The sequence below is a fragment of the Nonomuraea sp. NPDC050404 genome, assembly GCF_040655495.1.
GTDB lineage: Bacteria > Actinomycetota > Actinomycetes > Streptosporangiales > Streptosporangiaceae > Nonomuraea.
In genome coordinates this window covers 245827-263645 of sequence record NZ_JBFAKB010000013.1, presented here as the reverse complement: position 1 = coordinate 263645, position 17819 = coordinate 245827, and the positions used below count along the sequence as shown (strand labels likewise).

The following is a 17819-nucleotide window of genomic DNA, read 5'->3' as shown; positions in this document are numbered from 1 at the left end:
GTAATATAAAGCGAGATCGTCGGCTTGCCCATAGCCTTTCGCCGAAAATCGGAGAAAGCTGCGACATGGCCGGACGGAAGGGGCGGCATTGGCCGCATCGGGTCGTCTCCTCCCGGCATAGGATCTTTGGGGTCTGATATTTGCCCGTATGTCGGAAGGCCCCCATGATCCACCCCCTCAGCCGGCGGTCCGCCCTGCTGGGAGCCGCGGCCGTGGCCGGCGTCGCCCTGTGGGAGAGACCGGCAGAGGCGATCGGCAAGGCCGCGTTCGACGCGGCGCGCGAACGATGGGTGGGGCTGCTGGCCGGCGGGTCGTACGACGCCGCCTACGCCGACAAGACGCGGGCGGTCGAGGTCTCGGCCGGCGCGGTGCTGCGCAAGCTCAAGTTCGACCCCGGCCGCCCGAGCCTGTGGCCCGACCTGCCGCTCGCGGATCCCCGTACGGGCAACTTCAACCGCTCCTACAACCGCATGCGCACCCTGGCGCTGGCCTGGGCCACCCCGGGCACCGCCATGCACGGCGACGGGCGGGTCGCCGAGACGGCGGCCAGGGCGCTGGAGTTCCTGTACGAGCACGCCTACCACGAGGGGCTCGACCGGCGGGGCAGCAACTGGTACTGGTGGGAGATCGGCGTCCCCCGCTCGCTGACCGACACCTGCGCCCTGCTCTACGACGGCCTGCCCCGCGACCACCTCAAGCGCTGGTTGCGCCCGCTGCGCCGCTGGTGCCCCAACCCGGAACGCCGCGTCAGCCACCCCGGCGTGGTCGAGACCGGCGCCAACCGGGCCGGCAAGGCGATGGCGGTGGCGATGCGCGGGCTGCTCACCCACGACGCGCACCTGATCAAGCTGGCCGGGCAGGCGGTCTCCGACCTGCTGCGGACGACCAGGGGGCCGGGCGACGGCTTCTACCGCGACGGGTCGTTCATCCAGCACGACGTGTACCCCTACACCGGCAGCTACGGCGTGGACTACCTGGAGAGCGTGGCCAAGCTGATCGCCATGCTCGCCGGGTCGCCGTGGAAGATCACCGAGATCGGGAACGTCTACGACATCGTGGACCGCTCCTTCACGCCGCTCATCTTCGACGGGCTGATGATGGACTGCGTACGCGGCCGGGCCATCTCGCGTCAGGGCCACCGCGACCACCACTCGGGCCAGAAGACGATCGAGGCCATCCTGCACCTGCTGGAGGCGGCGCCCGAGGACTACGCCAAGCGCTGGCGGCCGCTGGTCAAGGGCTGGCTCACCCGCAACCAGGCCACGCCGTACCAGACGCTCGCCCCGCTGGCGAGCATCGCGGCGGCCAGGGAACTGCTGGACGACCCGTCGGTGCCGGTCGGCCCGCGCACGACGGGCACGTACGTGTTCGCCGACATGGACCGGGTCGTGCACCGCCGGCCCACCTGGGCGTACGCGATCGCGATGAGCTCAGAGCGGATCGGCGCGGCCGAGGCCATGAACAGGGAGAACCTGCACGGCTGGTACACCGGCGACGGCATGACCTACCTCTACAACGGCGACCTCACCCACTGGAACGATGAGCTGTGGCCGACGATCGACCCGTACCGGCTGCCGGGCACGACCGTGGACCGGCGCAGGCGCGCCGACCTCCGGCACGGCGAGCGCCACCTGCCGCCCACCCCGTGGGCGGGCGGCGTGGCGCTCGACGGCGAGTACGGCGTGGCGGCCATGAAGCTGGTCGCCGACGGCTCCTCGCTGCGGGCCAAGAAGGCGTGGTTCCTGCTGGACGACGCGGTGATCGCCCTCGGCACCGGCATCGACGCCTCCGACGGCCGCCGCGTCGAGACCATCGTGGAGAACCGCAACACCCACGACGGCCACCCGCCGCTGGCCCAGGGGGACGGCTGGGTGCACCTGTCGGGGGTGGCCGGTTACGTGCTGCTCGACGACGCCGAGGCGAAGGTGATCCGCGAGAAGCGCTCCGGCCGCTGGCGGGACATCGACAAGGGCGCCACCACCGGCGGCGACACGACCCGCGTCACCAGGCACTACACCACGATCGTGGTCGACCACGGCGTCGATCCGCGCAAGGCGCGCTACGCCTACGCCGTGCTGCCCGACGCCTCCATCGCGCAGACCGCGGCGTACGGCCTGCGGATCAGGATCTGCGCCAACTCCGGCGCGGCGCAGGCCATCTCGCGCGGCAACCTGCTCGCCGCCGTCTTCTGGCGGGCGGGCACCGTCGAGACCGCGGACGGGACGCTGGCCGCCGACGGCCCGTGCACGCTGCTGGTCCGCCGCGACGAGGAGCGGGTACGGCTGGCGGTCTCCGACCCGTCCAGGACCGCCGGCGAGGTGAAGATCACGCTGCCCTGGCCGGTGCGGTCGATCGAGAAGAGCGACCGCGGCGTGCGCAAGGCCAAGCGCTCGGTCAAGGTGGAGCTGGGCGGCAGCCGCGGCCACGCCCACACCGCGGTGTTGCGCGTGCGTTGACGTCCCGGAGAGGCGTTGCCAGGATGGCTCCCAGGGAGGCGTGATGAAAGTCGCCGTCGTGACCGGAGCCGCGCGTGGTGTCGGGCGTGGCATCGCCCTCGTCCTGGGCGAGACCGGCGCGACCGTGTACGTCACCGACCGCGAGAGCCGCGAGCACCGCCACTCCGACCTGCCGGGCACGGTCGAGGACACCGCCGAGCAGGTGGACGGGCGCGGCGGCCACGGCGTCCCCGTCCGCGTCGACCACACCGACGACCGCGCCGTCGAGGCCCTCTTCCAGCGGGTCCGCGACGCGCACGGCGGCCTGGACCTGCTGGTCGCCAACGCGTTCGACGGCAACGCCCTGCCCTTCGAGGGCGGCCCGTTCTGGACCCTTCCGCTCGACCACTGGCACAACATGATCGACGCCGGGCTCCGCGGCCACCTCGTCTCGGCCTGGTACGCCGCCCCGCTGCTGATCGAGCGGCGCGGCCTGGCCGTGCTCACCGGGTACACCGACCCGGGCGCCGAGGTGATCGCCGGGCACGCGTTCTACGACCTAGCGATGATCGGCGTCAGCCGGCTGGCCCGTACCCTCGCCCATGACCTGCGCCCGTACGGCGCGACCGCGCTCGCCCTCTCGCCCGGCTTCACCCGGACGGAGGCGATCATGGCGGCGCTCGGCGCGGACGTGCCGGGCGGCGACTCCGTGGAGTTCCCCGGCAGGGCCGTGCGCGCCCTGCTGGCGGACCCGCACGTGACCCGGCACGCCGGGCGCACGCTTCCCGTCGCGGACCTGGCCAAGGAGTACGGCTTCTCGGACATACCACCCTCATGATCGCCTGAAAACTGATTTGCGGGCAAAAGCCGCAACCTGCCAGAGTTGCCTCTCGGGCCATCAAACGGGGGTGGCCATGGTGGCCGACGCGGGTCCGGCCCGGCACGCCGCCCGGGGGCGCGGCCGCGCCGGTTCAACGCGACGTCCGCCAGGCGACACGGACATTTAACGCAAATTCCCCTGATCAAGGGAACATTCCCCGCCCGGCCCCTTGTTTAGTCCGACTGTTGTGTACCGCCGCGATCGGCTCCGGCCGAAGGTCGTCGGGCGGTCTATTCCTGCTTGTGAGGTGCGAGATTTCCGCGTTCAGTCAATCAGTGGACGACGCCGCGGTCGATGAGACCCGCGGTGACGGCGGCGACGCCACGGCTCCCCAGGGAGCCACGATGATGATCGCCGTCTTGGTCGCGTCGGCCTTCGTGATGATCCTCAATGAGACGATCCTGAGTGTCGCTCTCGGGCCGTTGACGAAGGAACTTGGCGTCGCCACCACGACCGTGCAGTGGCTGACCAGCGGCTTCCTGCTGACCATGGCGGTGGTCATCCCCACCACCGGTTTCCTGCTCGAACGGTTCACCCCCCGGCAGATCTTCCTGGCCTCGCTGACGCTCTTCAGCGCGGGCACCTTGCTCAGCGCGCTCGCCCCCGGGTTCGGCGTGTTGCTGGCCGGGCGGGTCGTGCAGGCGTGCGGCACCGCGGTCATGTTGCCGATGTTGATGACCACGGTGATGCGCCTGGTCCCGGTGGCCAAGCGCGGCGCGACCATGGGCACGATCACCATCGTCATCGCCGTGGCGCCCGCGATCGGGCCGACCGTCGGCGGCGGGGTGCTGGCCGCCATGGGCTGGCGCGGCATGTTCTGGATCGTCCTGCCGCTGTCGCTGCTGGCCCTGGCGTTCGGCGCCGCCCGGATGCGGCTCGGCGGCGAGACGCGCATGGTGCCGCTGGACGTGCTCTCCGTGCTGCTGTCCGCCGTCGGTTTCGGCGGCATCCTGTACGGCCTGTCCTCCGTCGGCGAGTCCGGCGGCGGGGAGCACCTGGTGGCGCCGTGGATCCCGATCGCGGTCGGCGCCGTCGCGCTCGTCGTCTTCGTCGTCCGTCAGCTCAGCCTGCAGCGCCAGGACCGCGCGCTGCTGAACCTGCGCCCGCTGACCCACCGCCCCTTCGTCGTCGCACTGGTCATGAGCGCGCTGCTGTTCATGTGCCTGCTGGCGGTCGCGGCGATCCTGCTGCCGCTGTACCTGCAGACCGTGCAGCGCGCCACCCCGCTGGTCAGCGGCCTGGCCGTGCTGCCCGGCGGCCTGGTGCTCGGCCTGCTGGGCCGGCCGGTGGGCCGGCTGTTCGACCGCTTCGGCGCCCGTCCGCTGGTGATCCCCGGCGCGGGGGCCACCGCGGTGTCGATGTGGCTGTTCACCACGCTCGGGCCGGAGACGCCGCTGGCCCTGGTGATCGGCATCCACATGGTGCTCATGGCGGGGCTCGGCATGATGATGACCCCCCTGATGACCGAGGCGCTCGGCTCGCTGCCCGACCACCTCTACTCCCACGGCAGCGCGATCATGGCCACCCTCCAGCAGGTCGCCGGCGCGTTCGGCACCGCCGTGTTCGTCACCGTGGCGTCCCTGGGCACCACCAACCCGTCCGGCGCGCCCGACGCGGCGGGCCTGCACACCGCGTTCATCGTCGCGGGCGTGCTGGGAGTGCTCCTGTTCGTCACCTCACTGTTCGTCCGCCGACCCAAGGCGGGCGCGCCGCGGCCCGTCGCACAGGGCGGCGTGCACTAATCCCATCCGGGGAACCGGTGATCGTTGTCGGCGGCATCGTCCTTGAGGAAGACGATGCCGTCGATCAGGCCGAGGTGGGCGGGGTCGAGCGGGAAGTAGGCGTGGTCCTTGGAGACGCGCTTGCCCGGCCGGCCGGCGGCCTCCGCCAGGTGGCGGGGGTCGATCAGGGAGCGGTGACGGGGGAGCGCGGACAGGGCGCCCTCCAGGGTGTCCGCGGCCGGGACGTCCTCGCCCACCGTGCCGATGGCCGAGGCCAGGAAGGCGTACCGGTCGCCCAGTGACGTCTGGGCGACCGCCCCCGCGCTCCACCACCGCAGCGTCTGCTCGCCGAACGACATGAGGCTCTCGTTCCGCTGCAGGTGGAGGTTGTGGGCGAAGACGAGGGCCGGGCCGCGTTCGGCGACGGCACGCAGGTTGGCGGCCATCATCGCGTCCCGCAGGCTCGACAGCCGGAACCAGCGTTCCGGGGAGGCGTCGGCCAGCCAGTGGTGGTAGCGCAGCAGGCCGGTGGCGGTGCGTGCGTACAGTGCGGCCAGGTCCCTGTCCCGCGCGCTGAGTTGCGGCGCCTGCGTGTCGAGCAGCGCCACCAGGTCGTCGGCGAGCACGCGCAGCCGCTGGGCGCCGGCGCTCTGGCCGATCGACAGGGACGGATCCATGGCCGTGGCCTCGTTCTCCCACGGCTCGTCCGGGCCCAGCAGCGTGTCCAGGGTCTCCCCGGTGCGGGGGAGCGGGCCTTCGAGGAGGTCGTAGAGGCCCATGAGCGCCTGGCGCGGGCTCTTCGCCCAGTACTCCAGCGGGCCGTCGAAGCCGGAGAAGTGCAGTTGGTCGTCGTGCTTCTCGTTGTGGGCGCGCATCCAGCGGACGAGTTCGCGGTTGGCCGGTGAGGTGCCGAAGCCGTGGCTGAAGCCGCGTTCCATGACGTCGTCGAGCGTGCCGGCGCCGGTCGTGATGTGCTCGTGCACGACCAGGCCCATGAGACAGTCGCTTTCGAGGGTGATCCCCCGGTAGCCCTCGTGCTCGACGAGGTGGCGGAAGATCTCGTTGCGGAGTTCGCGCAGCGCCTCCCCGCGATGGGTGGCCTCGCCCAGGCCGAGCAGCAGCGGCGGGGCGGGCAGCGAGCGGAGGAACGCCGAGATGGTCGCGCCGTCGAGGGGACGGGCTGTGTCCTGGATGTCCATGTCTTCAACAGTATCGTTGAACTTTCGGTTTAACCTTTTCCCGCAAATACCTGCTTTACTGGCGACCAACCTTAAATCGGTAGAGCAGAGGAGCAGTGGATGAGCGACCCGGTGATGACCCGGATCGGCGAAGGGGTGCAACTGCATCACGCCCAGGGACGGCGCGAGGACGCCCGCGATCTGTTCGCGCGGATCTGGGACGACATCGACGGCGAGCGCGGCGACCCGCTGCACGTCTCCGTCCTGGCCCACTCGATGGCCGACGTGCAGGACGACGTGAGCGAGGAGCTGGTCTGGGACCTGCGCGCGCTCGCCGCCGCCGACCTGCTCACCGATGAGCGGCTGGCGGAGGCCGGGCTGCCGTACACGGCGGCAGGACTGTACCCGTCGTTGCACCTCAACCTGGGCGAGTGCTACCGCAAGCTGGGCGATCTCGGCCTCGCCCGTGAGCACCTGGAGCAGGCCAGGGCCGGGATGGGCGCGCTCGGCGACGACGACTACGGCCGGCTCATCAGGACCGGCCTGGAAGAGCTCACCGAAAAGCTGGCCGGCTGAGCCGGAAACGGTGCAGGCGGGCGCTGGCGGTGTCGGCGTTCCCGCGCAGCCGTTCGGCCTCGGCGGACAGCCGGGCGGCGCCGTCGGCGGTGAGCCGGTAGTAACGCCGTGCCCGGCCGTCCACGACCTCCTGGCGGTCGGTCTCGATCAGCCGCTCGCCCCGGAGCCGGTCGAGCGCGGTGTACAGGGTGCCGGCGCTCAGCCGTACCCGCTCGCCGGAGATCCTCAGCACGTCCGCGATGATGCCGTAGCCGTGCTGAGGCCCGGCCGCCAGGGCCGTCAGGATCAGGAACGTCGGCTCCTGCATCGACCTGTTCTTCATGGGGTGCCACTGTTCTTCCTGCTCAGTGGAGTCGCCAGTGACACCACGTCATGACTTCACCCGCGTAAATGTCATGGCGAGGTCGTGACGCGGCCGCACTGCCGAGCGGGCGCGGCAACGGCTGGAATCGACTGTATGAAGCGCTCCCGTACAGCCGCAGCTTTGACCGCCGCAGCACTCGTCGCCACCACCTCCGCCGCGCTCCCGGCCTCCGCCGACGCGGCGGGCGGCCCGGTGACGCACAAGCAGAACGACCGGGTTCCCGAGGGCGCGGCCTGGACGCAGCACTACTTCCCCTCCTCCGACGGCTCCAAGGTGGAACTGCACGCCGACGTCCTGCTCCCGGAGAACCTGCCCAAGGGGCAGAAGGTGCCGGTCATCCTGTCGGTCGGCGCCTACTTCGGGCACTCCGGCCAGATGGACGTCGAGGGCTTCAAGAAGACCGGCCCCTCCGCCCGCTTCAACGACCTCATCGAGGGCGCCGGCCTGTTCAAGCGCGGGTACGCCCTCGTCCTGGTCGACGTGCGCGGCTTCGGCGGCTCCACCGGCTGTCTCGACTTCGTCGGCCCCGGTGAGCAGGCCGACGTCAAGGCGGCGATCGACTGGGCCGCCAAGCAGCCGTGGTCGACCGGCGCGGTCGGCATGTACGGCAAGTCCTTCGACGCCATCACCGGCCTGGTCGGCAACAACCTGAACCAGGACGCGCTCAAGGCCGTCGTCGCCATGGAGCCCATGTGGGACCCGTACCGCAACTTCAGCTCGGGCGGCGTGCCCCGCACCACCCGCGTCAACGTGTCCAACACCTACAACAAGATCGCCACTCTGCCGCAGCTGCCGGACGACGACCCCCGCTACCTGGCCAACGCCAAGTACGAGCAGAAGCATCCCGAATGCGCCGCGACGAACATGTTCGGCTACCAGACCGGCGACCCGCAGGCCGCGTACTGGAAGACGCGTGACCTGGCCGAGCGCGCCAAGGGCAGCGACACCCCGCTGTTCGTCACCCAGGGTTTCCTCGAATGGAACACCGAGGCCGAGGCGATGGAGGAGTACCTCGGCAACCACAAGGGCCCGCAGCGCGCGTGGCTCGGCCCGTGGGACCACAAGCGCGGCAACGACCGCACCGCCGACGGCCGCCTGGAGATGGGCCGCGAGGGTTGGTTCGAGGAGACGATGTCCTTCTTCGACCAGTACCTCAAGGGTGTCAAGCCCACGACCGACTACCCGGCCGTCTCCATCCAGGACAGCACCGGCAAGTGGCGCGCCCAGGACACCTGGCCGGTCACCGACCGCTCCGCCGCCATCCGGCTGGGCGGCGGCTCCTACCTGGACGACGGCGCCGAGGAGAAGGTCACGGACAAGAACACGTTCGTCAAGTGGTCCAAGCCGCTGACCCAGGCGACGCGCGTCACCGGCACGCCCCGGCTCTCCTTCGACTCTGAGCAGCACGGCAACGTCATGGTCAAGCTGTACGACGTCGCCCCGGACGGCACCGCCGTCATGTTCGACGAACAGGTCTCCCTGGTGGACGCCGGCAGGACGGAGCTCGAACTGAAGTCCACCGACTGGACCCTGGCCAAGGGCCATTCCCTGGCCGTCGAGATCGGCACCGTGCAGCCCGCCGGCGACTGGCTCGACACCCCCACCCGCAACACGATCAAGGTCACCGACGCGCGGCTCGACCTGGACCTGGACGACCCCGCCGACGACACCGCCACCGAGGGCGAGCGGGCGCCGTACCTGGACACCTACCTGAAGTCGTGGACGAAGAAGCTGCGCCCCGGCAGCCCGGCGTTCACCCTGCCCGCCGTCAAGAGCTGAACCATGACGACATCCGGTACCGCGGCTCCGGCGCGTTCGACCCCGATCTCGGAGCGCATCCTCGCCCCGGACCTCGCCCGCGGCATGATGCTGCTGCTGATCGCCCTGGCCCACGTGCCCTGGTTCCTCTACGAGGCCCCCGTGGGCGCGGCGCTGCTGCATCCCGCCGAGGGCAACCTCGCCGACAGGATCGCGCAGGTCCTGACGCTGATCGTGGTGGACGCCCGGACGCACACCATGTTCGGCTTCCTGTTCGCCTACGGCATCGGGCAGATGTACGCCCGGCAGTTGTCGCGCGGCACGGACCCGAAACAGGCCCGCAGGCTCCTGCGCCGGCGGCACTGGTGGATGATCCTGTTCGGCGCGGTGCACGCCGCGCTGCTGTGGCAGGGCGACATCGTCGGGTTCTACGGCCTGCTCGGGCTCGTCATGGTGGCCCTGTTCTTCGGCCGCGGCGATCGCACCCTGCGGATCTGGGTGGTCGTCCTGCTGGTCCTGGGCGCCCTGCCGATCCTCGCCGGGGTGGTCACGGACCTGATGGGCACCGCCGGGTCCGCGACCGTGGCCGCCGACCTGCAGCGGCTCAGCATCGCCGAGCCGGACTACCTGCTCTCCGCCGCGATGCGGCTGCCCGTCTGGTTGTTCACGCTGGGCTCGGGGATGTTCACCCTCGCCCTGCCGACCGCGTTCCTCATCGGCCTGCTCGCGGCCAGGCACCGGATCCTGGAGGAGCCCTCCCGGCACCTGCCGCTGCTGCGCCGGATCGCGGTGCTGGGCATCTCCGCCGGCTGGATCGCCGGCGCGGTGCTCGGCCTGCGGCACGTGGGCGTACTCGGCTCGCCCTTCGCCACGACACTGTCCGCGCTGCACTTCTACACCGGCGTCTTCGCCGGGGTGGGCTACGCGGCGCTGTTCGGCCTCATCGCGCACCGCATCACCACGCGCGGAAGCCAGGACCTGCTGCCGGTCCGGGCGCTGGCGGCCCTCGGCCGCCGCTCGCTGAGCGGCTACCTCAGCCAGTCGCTGGTGTGGGGGCCGTTCCTGGCGGCCTGGGGGCTGGGCCTGGGCGCGTACCTGTCGAGCTGGTCGGCGGCGCTGGTGGCCGTGGCCACCTGGCTGCTCACCGTGGCGGTGGCGTTCCGGATGGACCGGGCCGGCGTGCGCGGCCCGGCGGAGACCCTGCTGCGCCGGCTGACCTACCGCTAGGCCGCCGGCCGCCGCACCTCCGCCGCGTCCTGGTGCGGATGTACGAGGACCGGCGCGTCCGACACCACCACGGCGGAGTACGGCAGGTCCGGGAGCCTGACATCGACCAGGTCGGCCAGGAGCGGGGACAGCGTGCGGCGCGGGGGGATGACCAGGCTGATCGGCCCCACCGGCCGGCCGCCCCTCGCGCAGAACGTCATCTCGACGTGGGCGTTGGCGGAGCTGAGGTTGAGCAGGCGGAGCCGGTCGCCCGGCCGGCACCCGTCGCTGATCGCCATTCGCCAGTTTCCGACCATGGTGCTCATACGTGACTCCCGTCTGCGGCTGCCGTCCCCGCTACCCCGGCGGGAAGCGATCTATCGCGGGGGCAGGCGATAGGATCCATGGACATGAATCGGGCACCGGGCATGGTGGATGTGGCGCGCGAGGCGGGCGTGTCGCACGTCACCGTGTCCCGGGTGCTGAACGGGCATCCCTCCGTGCGCCCGGAGACCCGGGCGCGGGTCGAGGCCGCCATCGAGAAGCTCGGCTACCGGCGCAACAGCGTCGCCCGCGCGCTCAAGAGCCGCCGCTCCTCGACGATCGGCGTGGTGCTGGCCGGGGCCGAGCTGTACGAGCTGCCCAAGATCCTGCGCGGCGTGCAGGGCGCGGCCCAGCGGGCCGGATACTGGGTGAACCTGGCGAGCTGGCAGGGCGGCACCACGCAGGACCTGGCCGAGACGTTGCAGCGGCTCACCGACCAGGCGGTCGAGGCCATCGCGGTCATCGGTGACCGGCCGATGGTGGTGGACGCGCTGGCCGGCATCGCGACCGGTGTGCCGATGTCGGTGATCATGTCGGGCAACGTGCCCAATCCGGACGTGGGCTTCGTCGAGCTGGACCAGGAGCTGGGGGCGCGGCTGGCCGTACGGCATCTGGTTGAGCTGGGGCACCGGCACATCGTTCATCTGACCGGCGCGTTGCGGACCTTCGACGCGCAGGCGCGGGTGGACGGCTGGCGGGCCGAGCTGGCCGAGACGCCGCAGGCGGCCGGTGAGTTGTTCGAGGGGGACTTCACCGGTAACAGCGGGTACCGGCTGGCCACCTATCTCGTCAAGCGGCGCGAGGGCGAGCTGCCGACGGCGATCTTCGCCGGTAACGATCAGGTGGCCATGGGGGTGCTGGCGGCGTTCGCCGAACTCGGGGTCAAGGTGCCGGGCGACGTCTCGCTCGTGGGGTTCGACGACATCGCGGGGGCGGCCTATCTGGTGCCCGCGCTGACCACGGTCCGCCAGGACTTCCTCAGCCTCGGTGAGCGGTCGGTCGAGCAGTTGTTGCGGATGATGCGGGGTGGGGCGGCCTCCAGCGAGCGGATCGCACCCGAACTCGTGGTCCGCCGCAGCACCGCACCGCCCCGGGGCCAGGCTGTCGGCTCGTAGCCGAAACCTCCTGCGGGTCAGGTGGCCGGCTCGTAGCCGAAACCCCTTGGGGTCAGGTGGCCGGCTCGTAGTCGAACCAGTGGAAGCGGGCGCGGTTCCTTCCGGCGTGGCCGTTATCGGAGCCGTACAGGCCCAGGTGCACGCCCACGAAGCCGCCCGCGCGCTCGGTGCTGAAGAAGGAGCGTTCGATGGTGGCCAGGTCGGTCCAGGCGGTGCCGTCGTACACGCGGAAGGTGTAACCGTGCTCGTCCGCCTCGGCCTCCAGCAGCGCCTGCCCGGTGGCGGGCAGCGGCGCGGACGCCAGGCGGGTGCCGGCGCCCGCCTCCCTGACGGTCAGCACCGCCCGCGGGCCCTCGGTGACGGCGAGCGTGGCGTGCTGGTCCTGGCTCTGGAAGACGGCCAGCCCGGCCTCCTCGGACGGGTGCGCGGGCAGGAAGTCCACGCTGGTACGGGCACGGAAGCGGACGTGCTGCTGGCGCCGGGCGATGAAGGACGGGACACCGGTGGAGCCGAGCGGCTCGGGGGACAGGTCGATCTCCAGCCCCACGGCCGTGGACCTGACCCGGTCACCGACCGGCCCGCGCAGGCTGCTCCACGCCAGACCCACCGATTCACGAAAGTGCTCCCGAACCACCGCCTCGCCGCCGCCTTCCTGGTCCGCCGCCGTGCGGTCGCCGCCTTCCCTGAGCGTCGCCGCGCCGTCGCCGACTTTCCGGTCCGCCACTGACGTCAGTCGCACGCCACCCTGCTCCCGCGCCACTGAGGGGAGCCGTTCCGACAGGCGCACGTTGCCCGATTCCGGTGCGAACACCGGCCCGTCGGCGCTCCAGGCGACGGGCACCAGGAACGTCTCCCGGCCCAGCGTGTGGGTTCCGTCGATCGGCCGGACGCCCAGCGTCACCGCCCACGTCTCCCCGTCCGGCGTCTCCACGAGGTCGGCGTGGCCGACGTTGTGGACGGGCTCGGCCGCGCCCCGATGCCGGTGGGTCAGCAGCGGGCTGCGCGGATCGGTGACATACGGCCCGGTGATGGCGCCGGAGCGGGCGGCGGTGACGCTGTGGTTGCCCTCCGTGCCACCCTCGGCGGCGATCAGATGGTAGACGCCGTCGCGCTTGTACAGGTGCGGCGCCTCCACCCACGCCCCGCGTACGGCGCCGTGCCACAACACATGCGTGGGACCGACGAGCTTGAGCCGCTCCAGATCCAGCTCCCGCATCCACAACTCGCCCGGCCCGGCCTCACCCACCGCGTCGCGGCAGGCGGTGAACCAGCAGCGGCCGTCGTCGTCGAAGAACAACGACGGGTCGATGCCCTCGGCCTCCAGCGGCACGGGGTCCGACCACGGCCCGGCCGGGTCGTCGGCGGTGACGACGAAGGTGAGGCTGCCCCGCCGGTTCACCGCCAGGGTGGAGACCACGTAGAACCTGCCGTCGTGGTGGCGGATGGTCGGCGCCCAGATCCCGTCCGAGACGTCCAGCCCGCGCAGCGCGAGCTGCCCCGGCCGGTTCAGCACGTGCGTGATCTGCGACCATCGCACCAGGTCACGGCTGTGGAAGAGAGGGAGAGCCGGATAGTAGGCGAACGACGAGGTGACGAGGTAGAAGTCCGCGCCGACCCGGCAGATCGACGGGTCCGGATGGCAGCCGGGCAGGACGGGGTTGCGAAAAGTGGGCACGGGGGCGGGCTCCGAGGCGGGTTACAAATGAGGTCTTGACAGAATGACAACGTTAACATCAGGTTAGTTCCCAACGCACGACCCGGCAGTCCGCCGGCCGCACCACCTGTCCGAGGAGATCGTCATGACCCCACCGTCCCTGCCCTCGCCCCGACGCCGACGGCGCCGGACGATCCTGGGCGCCGCCGCCCTGACGGTCGCTCTGACGGCGTCGCTGGCCGCCTGCGGGTCAGGCGACACCGCCTCCCCGGGTACGGCGAGCGCCGGCGGGCCCGTCACGCTGGAGTTCTGGACCTGGAGCCTCAAGGGCAACGACGCGGCCGCCAAGGCGATCGTCGACAAGTACCACCAGCAGAACCCGAACGTCACCATCAAGCTGTCGGAGGTCGGCGGCACCAGCGACACCGCCGCCAAGCTGCTGGCCGCCGACCAGGCAGGCGACACCCCCGACGTCGTGCAGATCGAGTACCGGGGCGTGCCCGCCCTGGTGGTGGCCGGAGCCGTCAAGGACATCACCGCCGACGTGGCCTCCGTCAAGTCCGGCGTGGACGCCAACATCTGGGCCCAGACCACCTTCAACAACCAGGTCTACGGCGTGCCGCAGGACATCGGCCCGATGGTGCTCACGTACCGCAAGGACCTGTTCGACAAGTACGGCGTCAAGGTGCCTGCCACCTGGGAGGAGTACGCCGACGCCGCCGAGCGGATCCGTGAGAAGGACCCCGACGCCTACATCGCCAGCTTCGCCGCCAACCAGCTCGAGTTCTTCGCCGCCCACGCCGCCCAGGCCGGCGCGCAGTGGTGGAGCACCGACGGCAGCGCGTGGAAGGTCGGCATCGGCGGCGAGGCATCGCTCAAGACCGCCGACTTCTGGCAGGACCTCGTGGAGCGGGACCTGGTCAAGGTCGAGCCGCTGCTCACGCCGGAGTGGAATGCGAAGGTCAACACCGGCAAGATCCTGAGCTGGGCCGCCGGGGCCTGGGCGCCGAGTGTGATCCACTCGGTGGCGCCGGACACGGCGGGCAAGTGGGAGTCCGCGCCCCTGCCGCAGTGGACGAAGGGACAGGCGGCGGTGCCGTTCATGGGCGGCTCGGCGTACCTGGTGCCGGCCAAGTCGAAGCACGCCAAGGAGGCCGCGGCCTTCGCCGCCTGGCTGGGCGCCTCGGATGAGGGCAGCAAGTCGCTGCTCGACGTGGACATCTTCCCCGGCGGGAACGCCGGCCGCCAGGCGACGCTGAGCGCCGAGCCGCCGCAGCTGATGCCGCAGCAGAAGGACTTCTACCAGGTCACCGACCAGGTGATCAAGAACACCACCATCCCGGTGACCTGGGGGCCCAACGTGAACGTCGCCCAGAGCGCCTTCGGCGACGCGCTCAACAAGGCCGCGCTGGACAAGGGCTCCTTCCGGGCGGTGTACCAGGCCACCCAGCAGGCCGTCGTCGCCGACCTGCAGAAGTCCGGCTACACCGTCACTCCGTAGCCGGACCTGCAGAAGTCCGGCTACACCGTCACTCCGTAGCCGGACCTGCAGAAGTCCGGCTACACCGTCACCCGTAGCCGGACCTGCAGAAATCCGCTACACCGTTACCCCGTAGCCGCCCGCGGCTCGATACCCACCTGGACATCTCATGCCCGCCACCTCCTCAGGACGGCGCCCGGGCCTGCGTGCCGTCGCCACCCCATGGTTGTTCGCCTCGCCCGCGATCGTGCTGTTCACCCTGTTCCTGATCATTCCGATCGGTTACGCGATCTACCTGAGCTTCCGCGGCTTCCGGGTCGAGGGCGGAGGCGCGTTCGGGCGGCGCGTGGAGACCTTCGTCGGCTTCGACCACTACGCCGCCGCCCTCGGCGACCCCGAGTACGTCGCCGGGCTCGGCCGGGTGCTGCTCTACGGCGCGATCTCGATCCCCAGCGTGCTCGGCCTGGCCCTGCTGTTCGCGCTGCTGCTGGACACCCCGAGGGTGCGGGCCCGCGGCTTCTCGCGTACCGCGATCTTCCTGCCGTACGCGGTGCCCGGCGTGATCGCCAGCCTGCTGTGGGGCTTCCTCTACCTGCCCAGCACCAGCCCGGTCACCTACCTGGCCAGGCAGTTGGGCGCCGGCCCGCTGGACTTCTTCGGCTTCCCCGCCCTGTACTTCTCGCTGGCCAACATCGCGCTGTGGTCCGGCGTCGGCTTCAACATGATCATCATCTTCACGTCGCTGCGGGCCATCCCCACCTCCGTGTACGAGGCGGCCCGCATCGACGGGGCCACCGAACTGCAGATCGCCCTGCGCATCAAGATCCCGCTGGTGGCGCCCGCGCTCGTACTCACCGGCCTGTTCTCCGTGATCGGCACCCTGCAGCTCTACAGCGAACCCGCCACCCTGCGGCCGATGACCACCACGATCAGCTCCACCTGGGTGCCCCTGATGAAGATCTACCAGGAGGCGTTCACCAACGACAACCTGGGCGGGGCCGCCGCCGCCTCCGTGGTGCTGGCCGTGGGCATCCTGGCCATCTCGCTGCTCCTGCTGCGTTTCTTCCAGCGCCGGACCTTCGGAGACCACACATGACCGCTGTGACCAGCACCGGCGACCGCCAGTTCAGCCACCGCCGCCGCACGAAAGGACCGCGCCGCCCGCGTCTGGCGCTGACCGTGCTGCTGCTCGGCGCGCTGTACTGCCTGACCCCCGTGGCCTGGGTGGTCATCGCCTCCTCCAAGACCTCGCGCGAGTTGTTCACCACCTTCTCCTTCGCCCCCGGCAGTGGCCTGCTGGACAACCTCGCCGCCCTCGGCGCGTACGGCGGCGGCCAGTTCTGGAAGTGGGGGCTCAACTCCCTGCTGTACGCCGGCCTCGGCGCGGTCCTGTCCACCCTGGTCTCGGCCATGGCCGGTTACGCGCTGGCCAAGTTCCGCTTCCGCGGTCGCCAGGTGCTGTTCTCGGCCATCCTCGCCGGCGTGCTGATTCCCGGCATCGTGCTGGCCGTCCCGCAGTACCTGCTGCTGGCGAGCGTCGGCCTGGCGGGAACGCACTGGTCGGTGCTGCTGCCGGTGATCATCAACCCGTTCGGCATCTTCCTGTGCCGCGTCTTCGCCGTGGCCTCGGTGCCGGAGAGCACGCTGGAGGCGGCCCGCCTGGACGGGGCCGGCGAGCTGCGCATCTTCACCACCATCGTGCTGCCGATGATGATGCAGGGGCTCGTCACGGTGTTCCTGCTGCAGTTCGTCGGCATCTGGAACAACTTCCTGCTGCCCTTCATCATGCTCTCCGACCAGGACAAATACCCCATCACCCTGGGCCTGTACACGTTCCTGGGCAAGGGCGCGGGCGACGGCGACCTGTACTCGCTGGTCATCACGGGCTCGGCCGTCGCCGTCATCCCGCTGATCATCCTCGTCCTGGTCCTGCAGCGCTTCTGGCGCGCCGACCTCCTCGCGGGCGGGCTCAAGGGGTGATTGCGGACATCGAGGCATGCCGCGCGTGCGATGGCGCTTCGCGTACGGGGCCTGTGCCTCAGGCGGGGGATGAGTCGGTGAGCTGGGGGATGACCTTCTCGCCGAACAGCCGGATCGCGGCCAGCACCTCCTCCCGGGGCAGACCCCCGATGTCGATCAGTACCAGGTGCGCGTCCAGCCCCAGCAGCTTCTGCTGGGCGTTGAGCCGATCGGCGACCTCGCTGGGATCCCCGCAGATCGCCGCGCCCTCCATCAACCTGTCGAGGTCCACCGCCCGCCCATCGCCCCGCCACGGGCTGGCGAACGCGGCATACGCCGCCAGATAGGGCCGCCACCGTTCCCGCGCGTCGTTCTCGGCGACGAACACGTGACTGGGTAAGGCCACCCGGCCGGGCGCCGCACGCCGGTAACCGGCCACGACGTCCACATATATGCCGGGATCGCGCAGGGTGCTGGGCAACATGAGCGGCATCCCCAACTCGGCCGCGAAGTCCACGGACGCCGCCGACCCGCTGCCCACCCACAACGTCGGATGCGGCTGCTGGATCGGGCGCGGCATGGTGGTCACGTTCTCCAGGGGGCTGCGGAACGTACCGCGCCAGGTGACGTTCTCCTCCCGCAGCAACTTCAGCAGCAGCCGCAGATATTCGTGAAAGCGCGGCCGCAACTCCGACGGCGCGATGCCGAAGGCGAGGTCGGTCTCCCGGGACACGCCGCGCGCCACGATGAGCTCGGCCCGCCCGCCGGACAACACGTCGAGGGTGGCCAGCTTCTCCGCGACCCGAACGGGGTCGTGGTGGGCCAGCAGGGTGACGCCGGTGGACAGGCGCAGCGTGGTCGTGCGGGCCGCGATCGCGGCGAGCAGGAGTTCGGGCGCGGAGATGATGTAGCGGGTGAAGTGGTGCTCGCCGATGGCCACACCGGTGAACCCGGCCTCCTCGGCCACGACCGCCTGGTCGATCATGGCGCGGATACGATCCGGCTCGGAGGGCGCCCGCCCGGTACGTGGATCCGGCAGGTGATCCCCGAGAATCAGCAGGTAGACCGATGAGTTCATGAAAGTCCCCGTGATCGTGCGCGCGCGTGGCATCTCGCGGTCGCCGGGCACCGGTGCCGACCGTGCGCCCGAAGCCCCACGAGAGGCTCGA

15 protein-coding genes are annotated in these 17819 nt (G+C 70.8%); 10 read left to right on the top strand and 5 right to left on the bottom strand.

Annotated features, from left to right (window positions below):
- Positions 1-164: 164 nt before the first annotated feature.
- The 3 genes from AB0I81_RS33990 (at position 165) to AB0I81_RS33980 (ending at position 5057) form a co-directional block, all read left to right on the top strand.
- On the top strand, positions 165-2456 hold the full coding sequence (locus AB0I81_RS33990) for a polysaccharide lyase 8 family protein (RefSeq protein WP_360665086.1): 2292 nt from the start codon (positions 165-167) through the stop codon (positions 2454-2456).
- Between the two features lie 43 nt (positions 2457-2499).
- Entirely contained in the window at positions 2500-3273 is a 774-nt protein-coding gene (locus AB0I81_RS33985) for an SDR family oxidoreductase (protein WP_360665084.1), read from the top strand.
- Between the two features lie 317 nt (positions 3274-3590).
- Complete coding sequence (locus AB0I81_RS33980) at positions 3591-5057, top strand: MDR family MFS transporter (protein WP_360665081.1); 1467 nt, start codon at positions 3591-3593, stop codon at positions 5055-5057.
- On the opposite strand, the gene AB0I81_RS33975 is transcribed toward AB0I81_RS33980, so the two are convergent.
- The gene (locus AB0I81_RS33975) at positions 5054-6235 is read right to left on the bottom strand and encodes an erythromycin esterase family protein (RefSeq protein WP_360665078.1); all 1182 of its coding nucleotides are present in this window, start codon (positions 6233-6235) and stop codon (positions 5054-5056) included. The genes AB0I81_RS33980 and AB0I81_RS33975 overlap by 4 nt on opposite strands.
- Before the next feature lie 99 nt (positions 6236-6334).
- On the opposite strand from AB0I81_RS33975, the gene AB0I81_RS33970 reads away from it, so the two are divergent.
- Positions 6335-6790, top strand: a complete 456-nt coding sequence (locus AB0I81_RS33970; RefSeq protein WP_360665075.1) for a tetratricopeptide repeat protein — start codon at positions 6335-6337, stop codon at positions 6788-6790.
- Here the strand turns inward: AB0I81_RS33970 and AB0I81_RS33965 are convergent.
- Complete coding sequence (locus AB0I81_RS33965; RefSeq protein WP_360665072.1) at positions 6768-7112, bottom strand: PadR family transcriptional regulator; 345 nt, start codon at positions 7110-7112, stop codon at positions 6768-6770. The two genes, AB0I81_RS33970 and AB0I81_RS33965, sit on opposite strands and share 23 nt — an antisense overlap.
- Positions 7113-7274: 162 nt before the next feature.
- On the opposite strand from AB0I81_RS33965, the gene AB0I81_RS33960 reads away from it, so the two are divergent.
- Positions 7275-8933, top strand: coding sequence for a CocE/NonD family hydrolase (locus tag AB0I81_RS33960; RefSeq protein ID WP_360665070.1), 1659 nt, complete (start codon positions 7275-7277; stop codon positions 8931-8933).
- 3 nt (positions 8934-8936) lie between these two features.
- The gene (locus AB0I81_RS33955; RefSeq protein WP_360665067.1) at positions 8937-10139 is read left to right on the top strand and encodes a DUF418 domain-containing protein; all 1203 of its coding nucleotides are present in this window, start codon (positions 8937-8939) and stop codon (positions 10137-10139) included.
- Here the strand turns inward: AB0I81_RS33955 and AB0I81_RS33950 are convergent.
- Complete coding sequence (locus AB0I81_RS33950) at positions 10136-10444, bottom strand: sensory rhodopsin transducer (protein WP_360665064.1); 309 nt, start codon at positions 10442-10444, stop codon at positions 10136-10138. The genes AB0I81_RS33955 and AB0I81_RS33950 overlap by 4 nt on opposite strands.
- Before the next feature lie 84 nt (positions 10445-10528).
- Between AB0I81_RS33950 and AB0I81_RS33945 the strand changes: the two genes are divergently transcribed.
- Positions 10529-11557, top strand: a complete 1029-nt coding sequence (locus tag AB0I81_RS33945) for a LacI family DNA-binding transcriptional regulator (RefSeq protein WP_360665061.1) — start codon at positions 10529-10531, stop codon at positions 11555-11557.
- Between the two features lie 52 nt (positions 11558-11609).
- On the opposite strand, the gene AB0I81_RS33940 is transcribed toward AB0I81_RS33945, so the two are convergent.
- On the bottom strand, positions 11610-13232 hold the full coding sequence (locus AB0I81_RS33940) for a glycoside hydrolase family 43 protein (protein ID WP_360665058.1): 1623 nt from the start codon (positions 13230-13232) through the stop codon (positions 11610-11612).
- Positions 13233-13356: 124 nt separating this feature from the next.
- Between AB0I81_RS33940 and AB0I81_RS33935 the strand changes: the two genes are divergently transcribed.
- The 3 genes from AB0I81_RS33935 (at position 13357) to AB0I81_RS33925 (ending at position 16671) form a co-directional block, all read left to right on the top strand.
- The gene (locus tag AB0I81_RS33935; RefSeq protein ID WP_360665055.1) at positions 13357-14712 is read left to right on the top strand and encodes an extracellular solute-binding protein; all 1356 of its coding nucleotides are present in this window, start codon (positions 13357-13359) and stop codon (positions 14710-14712) included.
- A gap of 148 nt (positions 14713-14860) precedes the next feature.
- Complete coding sequence (locus AB0I81_RS33930) at positions 14861-15787, top strand: sugar ABC transporter permease (protein ID WP_360665052.1); 927 nt, start codon at positions 14861-14863, stop codon at positions 15785-15787.
- Complete coding sequence (locus AB0I81_RS33925; protein ID WP_360665049.1) at positions 15784-16671, top strand: carbohydrate ABC transporter permease; 888 nt, start codon at positions 15784-15786, stop codon at positions 16669-16671. The genes AB0I81_RS33930 and AB0I81_RS33925 overlap by 4 nt, the downstream gene beginning before the upstream one ends.
- Positions 16672-16729: 58 nt before the next feature.
- On the opposite strand, the gene AB0I81_RS33920 is transcribed toward AB0I81_RS33925, so the two are convergent.
- On the bottom strand, positions 16730-17728 hold the full coding sequence (locus tag AB0I81_RS33920; RefSeq protein WP_360665046.1) for an LLM class flavin-dependent oxidoreductase: 999 nt from the start codon (positions 17726-17728) through the stop codon (positions 16730-16732).
- Positions 17729-17819: the final 91 nt, after the last annotated feature.